Origin of the sequence: Acinetobacter sp. Colony158, from assembly GCF_019264745.1 — a bacterium.
Lineage (GTDB): Bacteria > Pseudomonadota > Gammaproteobacteria > Pseudomonadales > Moraxellaceae > Acinetobacter > Acinetobacter ursingii.
Genome location: NZ_CP078523.1, coordinates 1,346,774 through 1,360,540 on the forward strand (window position 1 = coordinate 1,346,774; position 13,767 = coordinate 1,360,540).

13 protein-coding genes are annotated in these 13,767 nt (G+C 41.8%); 8 read left to right on the top strand and 5 right to left on the bottom strand.

What is annotated here, in order from left to right; translation table 11 throughout:
* Positions 1 to 3: 3 nt before the first annotated feature.
* Entirely contained in the window at positions 4 to 1,707 is a 1,704-nt protein-coding gene (gene recJ, locus JR005_RS05405; protein WP_218665688.1) for a single-stranded-DNA-specific exonuclease RecJ, read from the top strand.
* An 87-nt stretch (positions 1,708 to 1,794) separates the two neighbouring features.
* Here recJ and JR005_RS05410 read toward each other — a convergent pair whose 3' ends face one another.
* The 3 genes from JR005_RS05410 to JR005_RS05420 form a co-directional block, all read right to left on the bottom strand.
* Entirely contained in the window at positions 1,795 to 2,013 is a 219-nt protein-coding gene (locus JR005_RS05410) for a helix-turn-helix transcriptional regulator (RefSeq protein ID WP_004985834.1), read from the bottom strand.
* Positions 2,010 to 2,387, bottom strand: a complete 378-nt coding sequence (locus JR005_RS05415) for a hypothetical protein (protein WP_004985833.1) — start codon at positions 2,385 to 2,387, stop codon at positions 2,010 to 2,012. The genes JR005_RS05410 and JR005_RS05415 overlap by 4 nt, the downstream gene beginning before the upstream one ends.
* Before the next feature lie 217 nt (positions 2,388 to 2,604).
* Entirely contained in the window at positions 2,605 to 3,378 is a 774-nt protein-coding gene (locus JR005_RS05420) for a putative porin (RefSeq protein ID WP_004985831.1), read from the bottom strand.
* Positions 3,379 to 3,834: 456 nt separating this feature from the next.
* Here JR005_RS05420 and prfB point away from each other — a divergent pair.
* The 5 genes from prfB to JR005_RS05445 all read left to right on the top strand — a co-directional run bounded on the left by prfB (position 3,835) and on the right by JR005_RS05445 (position 8,566).
* Positions 3,835 to 4,930, top strand: a protein-coding gene (prfB, locus tag JR005_RS05425; RefSeq protein WP_218665689.1) for a peptide chain release factor 2 whose coding sequence is annotated in 2 segments (ribosomal slippage) — positions 3,835 to 3,906 and positions 3,908 to 4,930 — 1,095 coding nt in all. Because the reading frame shifts where the segments join, the coding sequence is not laid out codon by codon here.
* Between the two features lie 138 nt (positions 4,931 to 5,068).
* Positions 5,069 to 5,368 (top strand): ArsR/SmtB family transcription factor, encoded by a 300-nt coding sequence (locus JR005_RS05430; RefSeq protein WP_004985826.1) that lies wholly within the window; start codon positions 5,069 to 5,071, stop codon positions 5,366 to 5,368.
* A 30-nt stretch (positions 5,369 to 5,398) separates the two neighbouring features.
* Entirely contained in the window at positions 5,399 to 6,469 is a 1,071-nt protein-coding gene (locus JR005_RS05435) for an alkene reductase (RefSeq protein WP_218665690.1), read from the top strand.
* A gap of 91 nt (positions 6,470 to 6,560) precedes the next feature.
* Positions 6,561 to 7,862 (top strand): 3-deoxy-D-manno-octulosonic acid transferase, encoded by a 1,302-nt coding sequence (locus JR005_RS05440; protein ID WP_218665691.1) that lies wholly within the window; start codon positions 6,561 to 6,563, stop codon positions 7,860 to 7,862.
* Positions 7,859 to 8,566 carry a 16S rRNA (uracil(1498)-N(3))-methyltransferase gene (locus JR005_RS05445; protein ID WP_218665692.1) on the top strand — a complete coding sequence of 236 codons (708 nt, stop codon included), beginning with the start codon at positions 7,859 to 7,861 and terminating at the stop codon, positions 8,564 to 8,566. The genes JR005_RS05440 and JR005_RS05445 overlap by 4 nt, the downstream gene beginning before the upstream one ends.
* Here JR005_RS05445 and JR005_RS05450 read toward each other — a convergent pair.
* Together JR005_RS05450 and JR005_RS05455 are read right to left on the bottom strand one after the other, a co-directional pair.
* Entirely contained in the window at positions 8,543 to 9,535 is a 993-nt protein-coding gene (locus tag JR005_RS05450) for a mechanosensitive ion channel family protein (RefSeq protein WP_004985815.1), read from the bottom strand. The genes JR005_RS05445 and JR005_RS05450 overlap by 24 nt on opposite strands.
* An 85-nt stretch (positions 9,536 to 9,620) precedes the next feature.
* On the bottom strand, positions 9,621 to 10,205 hold the full coding sequence (locus JR005_RS05455) for a DUF805 domain-containing protein (protein ID WP_005005641.1): 585 nt from the start codon (positions 10,203 to 10,205) through the stop codon (positions 9,621 to 9,623).
* Between the two features lie 301 nt (positions 10,206 to 10,506).
* On the opposite strand from JR005_RS05455, the gene acs reads away from it, so the two are divergent.
* The gene (acs, locus tag JR005_RS05460) at positions 10,507 to 12,450 is read left to right on the top strand and encodes an acetate--CoA ligase (protein WP_005005643.1); all 1,944 of its coding nucleotides are present in this window, start codon (positions 10,507 to 10,509) and stop codon (positions 12,448 to 12,450) included.
* 138 nt (positions 12,451 to 12,588) lie between these two features.
* Entirely contained in the window at positions 12,589 to 13,767 is a 1,179-nt protein-coding gene (locus tag JR005_RS05465) for an acyl-CoA dehydrogenase family protein (RefSeq protein WP_218665693.1), read from the top strand.

Consider the following 13,767-nt stretch of genomic DNA (forward strand, 5'->3'; position numbering starts at 1 on the left):
TAAATGATCCGATTTCAAATTAAACAACGCCCTTTATTGACACGTCCTGAACAGTTTCAGGGTGTGCCGACTTTTATTGCTGAAATTTTGGCACGTCGTGGGGTCAATTCAAGTGATGAACTTGATTTAAAACTCAAACATTTGCTTGCGCCGCAGTTGAAAGATCTGGACAAAGCGATTCAATTGATTGATCAGGCGATTGATCAGCAACAAAAGATCGTGATTGTCGGGGATTATGATGCAGATGGTGCCACCAGTACGGCATTAATGATCTTGGTACTGCGTGATATGGGCGCAAAAGTTGAATATCTCGTGCCTGACCGCTTTAAATATGGCTATGGCTTAACGCCTGCCATTGCAGAGTTGGCAGATCACACTTTTCAGCCAGATTTATTGATTACGGTAGACAATGGGATTTCCAGTCATGCAGGTGTTGAGCGTTGTCATGAATTAGGCATGCAGGTCATTATCACCGACCACCATCTAACCACCAAAGCTACGCCACAGGCTGAAGCCGTGGTCAATCCCAACCAACTAGGCTGTGAATTTCCAAGTAAGGCATTGGCGGGTGTCGGTGTGGCTTTTTATTTACTGGCAAATCTGGCGACTTACCGCAGCAAGCTGAATAAAAGCAGTTCTAAAATAAGCCAATATCTGGATTTGGTGGCACTCGGAACCTATGCAGATGTGGCGAGTCTGGATTATAACAACCGAATTTTAGTCGATGCAGGTCTAAAGCGGATTCAACAACAGCAATGTCGTCTAGGCATATTGGCTTTGCTAGAAATCGCGAAACGCGATGCAGCCAGTTTAAAAGCGCAGGATTTGGGTTTTGTCCTTGGCCCACGCATCAATGCCGCTGGACGCATGGACAGTATGAATATCGGCATTGAATGTTTATTGGCAGATGATTATGCCAAAGCTTATCAGATTGCAGTACAACTGAATCAGCTTAATGTTGAACGCCGCCAAGTCGAAACCAGTATGAAGCAACAGGCTCTCAGTTATCTGGAGCAGCTTCAACTGGAGACAGAGAGCATTCCTTCTGCCTTAGTCTTATTCGAACAAAGTTGGCATCAGGGGGTGATTGGGATTGTGGCGGGTCGTTTAAAAGAACAATTTCACCGTCCGAGTATTGTCTTTGCGCCAGATGAAGATGGGCAGCATATTAAGGGATCGGCACGTTCTATTGATGGTATTCATATCCGTGATGCAATTGAACGTGTGGCGGAGCGCCATCCAGAGTTAATTAGTCATTTTGGTGGTCATGCTGCGGCAGCGGGTTTAACTTTGCATAAAGATCATTTTCAGGCATTTAAACAACATTTCACCGATTTGCTGGCGGATATGGATCAGGAGTTATTTCAGGCGACCCTATGGACAGATGGCCGTTTACCTCATGATGCTTTTCATTTGGAAATGTTGAACCAAATTGAGCAGCTTGGGCCGTGGGGACATAAATTTCCCTTACCTCAGTTTGAAGGTGAGTTTCAGGTACTAGACTATCGCTGGCTCAAAGAGAGTCATTTGAAGCTTAAACTGGCTTTGGATCATGGTGCAACAGTGGATGCTATTGCCTTTAATGCAAAAGATAAATTTGAATTCAATCCAATGAAAGAAAGTGTGCGGCTGGTGTATGAACTGGAGCGCAATCAATTTAATGGTTCGGTCAGCTTACAGCTACGGATTATTTATTTAGAACAATAATTGAATTTAGAAAACAACATAAAAGTAGGCTAAATAACGAACTTGCTTTTATTTTGCCCTTTTTATGTGAAATGAAAGCGTTCTTATTTATTCAATAGCGTGATCTGAGCTGTTTTCATCTTGAGGAAATATTTCCTCAATTGTTAATTTAAACTGTCTTGATAATTTGAATGCCAGAGACAGACTCGGGTCATAACGGCCTTTTTCAATGGCATTAATCGTTTGGCGAGACACACCCAGCAAAACAGCCAAATCATTTTGCGATAATCCTTGATTTTTGCGTAGTGTAGGAAGCTTATTTCTCATCGATTGTAATACCAAGAACCTATAATTGTACTCATTGACCAAAAGGTTCCCATCATAGGCCAGACAATAAACATGGTCAGTTTGGGAAATCCAATATTTTCCAAAAAGCCGTAGCTAAAAGTAAGGAATGCGGTGCCGAGGAAACTAATGGCGAGTGCTTGTAATTGAATTTTACGCTGTAATTCATCAAAACGAATAAATTGACGAATAATAACCCAGATCACCAGTATAACGGGAAGCACGGGAAGTAAAGAAACCAAGACTTTTAACGATTGATTTTCAATATGAGTAAGTGCTTTTAATGAAATAATTAAGATCACCACATAAAATGTAATGGCTAAAACTAATTCCAGAACAGCACGAGATTTATTCATTGGATACCTATGTAAAGTTTACTTTACATTAAGAGTATTCGTAATTTATAAAAATGTAAAGTTTTCTTTACATTTTGGAGGTGTAAACGTTTACTAAAATAAAAATTAAATAAAAGATGGGGGACAATGCTGACTGAAATAAATAAGTTATATTCATTAAATTTTAAAATAAAAAAATCGCTCAATTTGAGCGATTTTTTTTAAGGATTGTTTTGAATTAGAAACGGTAAGCAGCACGAACACCATAAGTGTTGTAGTTGTCACCAAATCCGATACGACCTTCAACGCTGACTTGTTGATTGAGGAATTTCTTCGCGTTAATACCCCACTCATCACGATCTGTTAAGTCGTTATTGTAGTAATCTGCACCTACGCTAAATGTTTTATCGATATAGTAATCACCACGAACACGATATTCATCTAGATCACCAAATGCACCGTATGCTTCAAGGTTTACATCATGTTGACCGACTTGAGTGACATATTTGGCACGAATAGTAGGGTCAGCACCATCATCGCCATCTTTCTGGTCATAACCTGTTACACCTAAAGCAAGTAATAAACCTGGTGTTGGTAGGTAACCGATTTCAGCGCCGTAAAGAGTTGTTTTACTATCAATTGGGCTGTTATCGACTTCAAATTCTTCACGACCAATACGACCACTCACATAGAAGTCACTATTTGGGACATAGTATTCAGCGCCAATACCGTAGTTAGTATCTTTTACGCCATCATTGTCTGCATATTTAACGTTGGCACTCACGTTACTAGCACGGTCAAGAAACGCGGCTTCTGCAAGTGGTGAATTACGGGTTTGTACAGGGTTGAAATAGTAAGTTCCATCTAAACCAAACTGATGAGTTGCATCATAGTCATCCCAGTCATTATAGGTATAAGAACCGCCGACTTCAGCCTGATAGGCATGTGCAGTACCAGTGCCTACAAAGGCCAATGTGGATAATAAAGCAGATGCAATTGCTAATTTTTTCATGGAAATCTCCCCTCCAAAGTTTTTAAAAAAGTAAATCTTTTGTTACAACTTAGAGTGTATTGGAAAATTATGGTGCGTCAATCTTGGCTTAGTAACTGTAGTGTAATAATGTAATTGCAATGTAAATTTTTAAATATAAGTTATTGTAATTAAATAAAATAATTGAATGTTTTGTTTTATTAAAAGATACGTAGTTTTGTGAGTATTGTAATATTTTGCTCAATAAAGAGGCATTTTTGTGAGTCAAGATTTTCATATGCACATCATGATGGAGAGTAAAATGCTTTAATAAATAGCAATAATGAAGCCGAATACAGAAAGCTATTCAGCTTATTTTAAGTTTTTTCAGTGTGCTGTCTGAGGTCTTCATCGCAGTGATCATGTTTCATATCATGTCTTAAAAAACACTTTATGCTAAAATAATGCGCTATTTATTTTTGATGTGAGCATAATCGCGTGGAAATTAATCCTTATCTAAACCAATTAAAAGATTTAACTGATCGTAGTCAAACACTACGGGGGTATCTTTGACTACGATCTGAAAAAAGAACGTTTAGAAGAAGTCCTGCGTGAATTAGAAGATCCTGCGATCTGGAATGACCAGAGTCGCGCTCAAGCGATGGCCAAAGAAAAAGGTGAGCTTGAAAATATAATTAATGTGCTGGATGGTTTGGCTGAACAACTTGAAGATGCCAAAGCCATGCTGGATTTGGCGGTTGAAGCCGATGATGAAAGCTTACTGGTGGATGTAGATGCTGAACTTGCGACTGCTGAAGAAGAGCTGGCCAAGCTAGAATTCCGTCGGATGTTTAGCAACCCCATGGATCCGAATCCATGTTATGTCGAGATTCAGGCGGGGTCTGGCGGCACAGAAGCACAAGACTGGGCATCGATGCTATTACGAATGTATATGCGCTGGATCGAACGTCACGGCTTTAAAGCTGAATTGATGGAAGAGTCAGATGGCGATGTGGCAGGCATTAAGTCTGCGACTATTCGTGTAGAGGGTGAGTATGCCTATGGCTGGTTACGCACCGAATCGGGTGTACATCGCTTAGTGCGTAAATCACCATTTGATAGCGGTAACCGTCGTCATACTTCGTTTAGTGCAGTGTTTGTATCACCCGAGATTGATGACAATATCGAGATCGAAATCAATCCTTCCGATGTGCGCACCGATACTTACCGCGCTTCGGGTGCGGGTGGTCAGCACATTAACAAAACCGATTCTGCGGTGCGTTTAACCCATGCGCCAACAGGGATTGTGGTGGCTTGTCAAAACCAGCGCTCGCAACATGCGAACCGTGATCATGCATGGAAACAGTTACGTGCCAAATTGTATGAGCTGGAAATGAGTAAGCGTAATGAAGCTGCTCAGGCACTGGAAGACTCAAAATCTGACATCGGTTGGGGCAGTCAAATCCGCTCTTATGTGCTGGATGATTCACGTATTAAAGACTTAAGAACTGGGGTTGAGAACTCCAATACTGGCGCTGTACTGGATGGTGATCTGGACAAATTTATTGAAGCCAGTTTAAAACGAGGTCTCTAAGTTACAAGTCAATTGGCAAAGCAAATTTACATGCGATGACAATATATCTATAAAAATAGATATTAATATCTAAATTATTCGATATAATGAGATCAGGTGTTGAACAATGCTTTGTCATTTAACCCATGAGCAAGGTTTATGGATGTAGATGCGATTTTTAAAGCCTTAGCCAATCCGACTCGCCGGCAAATTTTGCAATGGTTAAAGCAGCCAGCTCATTATTTGTCGGTAGAAGAGTGTGGCAATTTTGAACGTGGTGTTTGTGCGGGTCACATTGAACGTTTAGGCAATGTCTCCCAATCTACCATGTCCAATCATTTGTCTGTATTGCAACAGGCAGGATTGATTAAGGTCGAAAAATATGGTCAATGGTCTTATTTTTCGCGTAATGAAGCATTGATTCAGCAATATCTCGATCATTTAAAACAAGCACTGTAACTCAAGCAAACAGTGTGAGCCGAGGCGATTATGGCTGAATTGAACTCTCCCTTGAAAATTGGCGATTTTGAAATTAAAAATCGTCTGGTCATGGCTCCTTTAACCCGCGCACGAAGTGGTGAAACTCGTGTTCCCAATCAATTGATGCAGGAATACTATGCCCAGCGCGCCAATGCAGGTCTGATCTTGACTGAGGCGACAGTGATTGCCCCTAAAGCAGTCGGTTATGCAGAAACACCAGGACTGTGGTCAGAGCAACAGGCACAAGCATGGCAGCCAATTATAGAGGCAGTGCATGCACAAGGCTCAAAAATGGTGGTTCAGCTTTGGCATGTGGGACGTATTTCTCATCCAGATCTTTTGGATGGCGATACACCCGTTGCACCGAGTGCCATTCAACCAGCTGGACACGTCAGTTTATTACGACCAAAACGTCCATATGTGACACCGCGTGCATTATCGATTGAAGAGATTCAGGAGATTGTCGCGCAATATAAACATGCCGCGGAGTTAGCCAAAGTTGCTGGTTTTGATGGAGTGGAGTTGCATGCGGCAAATGGTTATTTGATTGATCAATTTTTGCAAAGTACCACCAATCAACGTGATGACGAATATGGCGGTAGTCTTGAAAATCGTGCACGTTTATTATTACAAGTGGTCGATGCCTTTATTGAAGTCTGGGGGGCGGGCCGAGTTGGCGTTCATATTGCTCCAAGAGCAGATTCGCATGACATGGGGGATGCCAATCCACTAGAAACCTTTGGTTATGTCATGCAACAATTGAGTCAGCGTCATATTGCCTTTGTTTTCTCGCGTGAATATCAAGCTGAAGACAGTATTAGTCCACAATTGCGTCAGCAATTTACAGGTGCGTGGATTGCTAATGAAAATCTAAGCCCTGAATCTGCTAGAAATATTTTGGCTAAAAATGAAGCAGATGCCGTTTCTTTTGGTAAAGCCTATATTGCTAACCCTGACTTATTGACTCGTCTGGAAACGGGTGCGCCATTGAATGAGTTAAATCCAGAAACGATTTATGCTAAAGGTGCATTGGGATATACCGATTATCCAGTGTTAGCAGAGAATACACTCGAAGCTTAAACAGTCTATTTTCTTTAGAGCGGTGCACTTTAACAAAAGTGTGCCGCTCTGTTATATTCAAGCCCTGTAAAATCAATTGAGATCAAAATATTTGGCGACTCCATTTTGGTATAACTTTTTATTGGCGTGTATCAAGCCTTTTTATCGCTGGAAGATCAAACAGCGCGCTGAAACAGATGCACTCTATCAACAGGAATGTCTGGAGCGTTTTGGGCCATTTCAGCCTGTTAAAAATCGTCATGCCTTATGGTTTCATGCAGTTTCAGTGGGTGAAACCAATGCCGCACAGCCATTGATTGAACATTATTTAAAATTGGGTTATCCCGTTTTAGTCACCAATACCACCAAAACAGGACAGGCACGCGCCAAGTCCCTATTTTTGAAACAGCCGTATCTGGATTTATTTCAGGCGGTGTATTTACCAGTCGATCAAATTGATTTACTCCAACAGTTTTTTGCAAAATATCAGCCACGATTTTTAGCGTTGGTCGAAACAGAGCTATGGCCAAATTTGATCGATCAAGCCAGACAACATCAGATTGCAGTGATGGTACTCAATGCTCGGCTTTCTGAAAAATCGGCTAAAGGTTATGGCCGAGTAGCGGGTTTAACCCGAGCGATGCTGAGTAAAATAGATATTTTATTGGCACAGGATCAACCTACCCAACAGCGCTATATTGAATTGGGTTTAGCCGCACAAAAAGCGCTAATAGTGGGTAATATCAAATTCGATATTTCAGCACCCCCCCATTTTCTTGAGCAAGCCGAACAAATACAACAGCAATGGCGATTGCAAGAACGTCAAATCATTACACTTGCCAGTACCCATGCGCCAGAAGAACAATTATTACTTGAGGCACTGCGAGAGGATTTACAAAATAATCCTGCCTTGTTATGTATCGTGGTACCGCGTCATCCTGAGCGTTTTGATGAAGTCTTTCAGTTATGCCAGAAACTCAATCTAAACATTCAACGACGTAGTTTGGGTCAGAACGTTCAACCCGACACTCAAGTTTATCTGGCAGATAGTATGGGTGAATTATGGTTATGGTATGCCTTAAGTCAGGTCTGTTTTGTCGGAGGCTCGCTCAATCAACCGGGGGGCGGACATAATATTTTGGAACCGATGGCGCTTTATGTGCCGACCGTGATTGGCCCGCATTATTTTAATTTTCAAAATATCGTGGATGAATGTGTTGCTGAACAGGCGATTGACATTGCACCCGATGCACAGGCGGCAGTGGCAGCGTTTCGACATTATTTATATGATCAAGAGGCTGCAACACATATGGCAGCTCAGGCACAACGAGTATTGGCGCGGAATCAGGGTTCATTACGACATCATATCGCTGTAATCGACCACTATCTGGATCAGCAGGCGATGAATGCATGAATATTGTGTTATTGGAACCCGAGGATGTTAAAGAGACATTGTGGGTCATTCACCAGTCCAGACAATATCAGCATATTATTCAGCATTTAAAATTGAATGTCGGTGATCGGCTCAAAGTTGGGATTCGCAATGAGACACGCTATCTGGTTGAAATAAAAAAAATTGATTTCGATAAAATCTGGATTGAACCGATTCAACAAGAAAAAGTGCCTGCCAAATTGCCCGTGACTTTAATTGTGGCATTGCCCAGACCCAAAGTGTTACGTCGTATTGTGATGGACAGCGTGACATTGGGTGTGGACAAGTTGATACTTATCCACAGTTATCGTGTGGATAAAAGTTATTGGCAAACGCCTTTTTTAAAACAACTGGATCATTATGTGACTTTAGGCTTGGAGCAGGCAGGAGATGTTGTTGTTCCCGAAATTGAGTTATACCCACGTTTTAAGCCATTTGTTGAAGATATTTTGCCGCAAATGATCGATAAAGATCGACCTGCTTATTTGGCACATCCGTATGCAGAAACCGCCATGCCCTATGCAATTGATCATCCCTGTAGCATCATCATTGGGCCAGAAGGGGGATTTATCCCTTATGAGGTGGATTTACTGACCAAAAACGGCTGCCAAGCGTATCACTTAGGCAACCGTATTTTAAGAACAGAAACCGCTATTTCCTATTTATTGGGAAGATTGTTTGCTTGATTCTGCGGTTGTTGCTGTATTGAGTAATTCTGGTGCACTTTGATGGACTTTAAGTTCCTGAATCGGATACGGAATATTGATAGCATTTGCACTAAATGCCTGTTTGACTTCAGCCTGAATCTCGCTAATCGAAGCTGAAATCCCGGTTTCTGTCGTATCTACCCACCATTGAACGGTAAGATTGACTGAAAAATCGGCCAATGCGGTGACATTGACACTAAATGCAGGCTGACTCAGGACATTGCGGTTATTATTCAGAATATCCAGAATAATCGATTTTGCTTTTTGTTCATCATCCTCATAGCCAATACCCACCACAAATTGGCAGCGTCGACGTTGATAAGCAGTATTCACCGTAATAGCGCTGGTATAAACCGTTGCATTTGGAATCACTAAACGGCGACCATCAGGCGAACGTAAAAAAGTCGCACGGATTTGAATATCTTCGACGGTTCCTTCCATCCCATTGACAATAATATCGTCGCCAATACGAAATGGTTCACCCAATAAAATCAAAACGCCCGATAATAAGTTCTGGAAAATATCCTTAAAGGCGAAACCAATCGCCACCGAACCAATCCCTAGCGCACTGACCAGTTGACTTGGGGTAAAACCGGGAATGGCAATCACCAATGCAATGAGGAAACCCACAAACATGATCAAAACACTACCGACACGATTCAGTACCAAGACCAGATTCTGGCGGGTATAACTGCGATTACTGAGGGTTTTGGCGATAAAAAATTTAAAGACTTTGGTTAAAAGCCAAAAAATCAAAAAAACGGCCAAAGCAATACATAAGTAAGGCACACGTTCCCAGAAGCTATCCACGATTTTATCAATCGCGGTATAGGCATCGTGGTATTTTTCAGTATGTTGAATGACCGATTTTGTGGTTTTCTCACCCGCTTGTTGAATCAGTTGAGCGGTATCGGTTGCGACATCGCTCAGTTTATTATCTTCTGCCACATTGATTTCCAAAATACCAGCTTTAAAAAACAAGGCGATAGTGTAGTACGATCACCTATATCCCTCAACTAGGTTGCAATAGAGATTAGAAATAGCTTGTACCTTTTTGTACGATCTCTGTTGGGGTTTGCAGTTCGCCTGTACTAGACATGAATGAAATCAGGCTGGCAACAGAAAATAGACTTAAAATCATGACAATAATCATGAGCCACGCCAGAATTTTTTCCCATACGGCTGACGGACGCGGTGCACCATAATCATTCAAGCCTTTGCTTCCTGGAACAAAAAGCACATAAAGCATAAATAGAAATTGTACGAGCGGAATTAAAATCAATAAGCACAGCCAACCACTACGATTGGCATCATGTAAACGACGAACTAAAAAAACGATATGAAAATAGGCAACGATTGCCCATAACACCAAGATGCCGATGCCCATCGCGCCACTAAACAAATCCATGACTCGATCATTAATGGAAAAGGTGGTTAGACTAAACGCGCCCACAAAAACGCCTAATGCTAAATAGGCAACTACGGTCACAATATTTAAAAAACCATACCAACCTAGATAACTTAGACGATTAAAACGCCCATTGGGAGATAAAGGATTATCTTTTATTTCAATACTATTTCTAGCAAAGAAAGGGGAATTTGAAGATGGCTGTGTCATATGGTCCTCATTTTTTTGAATGGTTATATTCGGATGAAATGTTACAGTTCTTAAGCTTTAGTGAAGCTACAGTTTGAAATCTTCATTAAAAAAAGTATAGCTAAGTACACAAAAAATCAATAATTTTATTCGAAAAGATAATGTCTGAACTAAAAAATTAGGCTATGTTGAACTAAGACCAAAGCATTATTGTTTGCACTTTTATGCTGTGTTCATACTGCTTAAGGCGGAATAAAAATCAATAAGTAAATGACTGACAAAATCTCGTGATGAGATATCAAACATCAAGGAAGGGAACAGCATGAATGACATCTATCCAGTACCCGAAGAATTTAAAAAAACAGCGCGGACGCTCGAAGCAGATTATTTTGAGCGTTATCAGCAATCGATCGAGCAACCTGAAGAGTTCTGGGCAGCCGAAGCGAAACGACTGGATTGGATCAAACCCTTTACACAGGTCAAAAATACCAGTTATGACACCGACAATTTTAAGATCGAATGGTTCGCTGATGGTGAGTTAAACGTCAGTGCAAACTGTCTGGATCGACATCTCAAAGAACATCCACATAAACCTGCGATTATTTGGGAAGGTGATCATCCTTCACGGCATAAAATTATTTCGTTTAAAGAGTTATACGAAGAAGTTTGTCGTTTTGCCAATGTTTTAAAAAAATATGGTATTTCCAAAGGCGACCGTGTGGTGCTGTATATGCCAATGGTGTCCGAAGCCGCGATTGCCATGCTGGCCTGCGCGCGAATTGGTGCGGTGCATTGTGTGGTCTTTGGTGGATTCTCTCCAGATTCATTGGCGAGTCGAATTGAAGACAGTCAAGCCAAACTGGTCATTACTGCCGATGCGGGAATGCGTGGTGGGAAACAACTTCCTTTAAAAGAAAGTGTCGATGAAGCACTAAAACTGGATGGAACCCATAGCGTAGAGCATGTGATTGTGGTGCATCGCACAGGTAATCCAATCCACTTTCAACAAGGGCGTGATCTTTGGTATCACGAAGTGATCACAGAAGTTGATGAGATTTGCCCGCCTGAACCGATGAATGCCGAAGATCCTTTATTTATTCTTTATACTTCTGGTTCAACGGGAAAACCAAAAGGTGTGTTGCATACCACAGGCGGCTATCTGGTCTATGTGAATTCGACCTTTAGAGAGGTTTTTGATTTAAAACAGGACGATATTTATTGGTGTACAGCCGATGTAGGCTGGATCACAGGGCACAGTTATCTGCTTTATGGACCTTTGTCTAACGGAACGACGACCTTAATGTTTGAAGGCGTTCCGCAATATCCAACATGGGCGCGCATCGGACATATTGTCGATAAACATAACGTCACCATTTTATATACTGCACCAACGGCTATTCGCTCCATGATGCGTGAAGGCGATGCCTATGTCCGCGAAAGTGACCGTAGCAGTTTGCGACTTTTAGGGACGGTCGGTGAACCGATTAACCCTGAAGCTTGGTCATGGTATTACAATGTAGTGGGTGAAGCTCGTTGCCCTGTGGTCGATACATGGTGGCAAACCGAAACGGGGGGAATTTTAATTTCTCCGCTTCCAGGGGCTACAGCTTTAAAACCGGGTTCTGCAACTCGACCTTATTTTGGGGTGCAGCCTGCACTAGTGGATGGAGAAGGCAACGAGCTTGAGGGCGAAGCTGAAGGAAATTTGATCATTAAGGACTCATGGCCGGGTCAAATGCGAACGATTTGGGGCGATCCGAATCGTTTTATTGAAGCCTATTTTTCCACATTTAAAGGCAGTTATTTTACGGGCGATGGTGCGCGGCGTGATAAAGATGGATACTACTGGATTACTGGGCGTGTCGATGATGTACTCAATGTCTCAGGGCACCGCTTGGGAACCGCTGAAATTGAAAGTGCCTTAGTCGCTCATGAGCATGTTGCTGAAGCTGCCGTTGTGGGGATGCCGCATGAAATTAAAGGACAAGGTATTTGTACGTTTGTGACTTTACAGGCAGGAGTCGCTGAGTCTGAAGAATTACGGGCAGAATTAGTGCAATGGGTACGTAAACAACTTGGACCGATCGCCACCCCTGATGCTTTGCATTGGGCGCCTGCTTTGCCGAAAACCCGTTCAGGAAAAATCATGCGACGTATTTTACGTAAAATTGCGGCGAACGAACTGGACAGTCTGGGTGATACTTCAACACTGGCAGAACCCGCGGTGGTGGAGCATTTGATTGCTACCGTTTATCCAGATCGTTGATCTTAATTGCTAAAAATACCGTCGCCAAGACGGTATTTTTATTTTGATGCTGAGTATCTTTAAGATTGTGATAAAACAACTGGCTTAAGTTTGTTAGGCTATTGAACTGATTTAAAAAATAAAGCAAGGATGAAAAATATGAATGCCGTTGATTTTTCACTGCACAACGATCCGATTGAAATTGCCCAAACACTGGCATCTGAATTTGTAAAGACAGCAGCGGCGCGTGATAAACAAGGTGGTAATCCAAAAACTGAGCGCGATCAACTCCGTGCCAGTGGATTATTGAGCTTATCGATTCCTCAACAATATGGAGGAATCGGAGCAGACTGGACAACCATTTTTAACACGATTCGAATCATTGCACAGGCTGATAGTTCATTGGCACATGTTTATGGATTTCATCATTTACTGATTGCGACCGTACAATTATTTTCCCAACCTAAACAATATGCCAAATGGTTTGAACAAACGGCGCAGCAACAATTATTTTGGGGAAATGCACTTAATCCGCTAGATCAGCGTGTACAAATCGAGCAACTGAGTGAAGATGAATATCTGTTTCATGGAGATAAAAGCTTTTGTTCTGGTTCAATGGACTCTGACTTTTTGCTCTGTTCAGGTTATTTAAACGATCAATTACGCATCGGAGTGATTCCAAGCCAACGAGAGGGAATTCATTTTCTTGGTGACTGGAATAATATGGGACAACGTCAAACCGATAGTGGTACAACGCATTTTGAACAAGTGAGAATTTTTAAAGATGAATTATTGTTAAATCCTGGCCCTTTAAGTACGCCTTATGCCAGTTTAAGACCATTGATTGCTCAATTAATATTTGTGCATTTATTTTTGGGTGTGGCCGAAGGGGCATTTGAAACAGCCAGACAAGCCGTTCAGTCACAAAAAGCATGGTTTAAATCAAGTGCTGAAACCGCAATCCAAGATCCCTATATTCAAAAGCATTTTGCCGAATTTTATGTTCAGCTTGAAAGTGTCCGTTTGTTGACCGAAAAAGCAGTCAAACTGTTACAACACGCATGGCAGCAGGGAGAACAATTAACGGCACCGCAACGTGGCGAAGTATCTGTTGCAATTGCCACAGCTAAAATTGCTGCGACGCAAAGCAGTCTTTTCATTACCCAGAATATTTTTCAGGTGATGGGCGCACGTGCCACAACTGCACAACTCAATTTGGATCGCTTCTGGCGCAATGTGCGCACTCAAACCTTACATGATCCGATCGACTACAAATATCAGGAAGTGGGCGAGTGGGTGTTAACTGGAAAAGTCCCTGAGCCGAGTTTTTATTCTTAA

Coding starts and splice junctions, on each gene's coding strand:
- acs (WP_005005643.1), top strand. CDS start 10,507: ATGAATGACATCTATCCAGTACCCGAAGAATTTAAAAAAACAGCGCGG.
- JR005_RS05430 (WP_004985826.1), top strand. CDS start 5,069: ATGGATGTAGATGCGATTTTTAAAGCCTTAGCCAATCCGACTCGCCGG.
- JR005_RS05415 (WP_004985833.1), bottom strand. CDS start 2,387: ATGAATAAATCTCGTGCTGTTCTGGAATTAGTTTTAGCCATTACATTT.
- JR005_RS05420 (WP_004985831.1), bottom strand. CDS start 3,378: ATGAAAAAATTAGCAATTGCATCTGCTTTATTATCCACATTGGCCTTT.
- recJ (WP_218665688.1), top strand. CDS start 4: ATGATCCGATTTCAAATTAAACAACGCCCTTTATTGACACGTCCTGAA.
- JR005_RS05410 (WP_004985834.1), bottom strand. CDS start 2,013: ATGAGAAATAAGCTTCCTACACTACGCAAAAATCAAGGATTATCGCAA.
- JR005_RS05445 (WP_218665692.1), top strand. CDS start 7,859: ATGAATATTGTGTTATTGGAACCCGAGGATGTTAAAGAGACATTGTGG.
- JR005_RS05465 (WP_218665693.1), top strand. CDS start 12,589: ATGAATGCCGTTGATTTTTCACTGCACAACGATCCGATTGAAATTGCC.
- JR005_RS05435 (WP_218665690.1), top strand. CDS start 5,399: ATGGCTGAATTGAACTCTCCCTTGAAAATTGGCGATTTTGAAATTAAA.
- JR005_RS05455 (WP_005005641.1), bottom strand. CDS start 10,205: ATGACACAGCCATCTTCAAATTCCCCTTTCTTTGCTAGAAATAGTATT.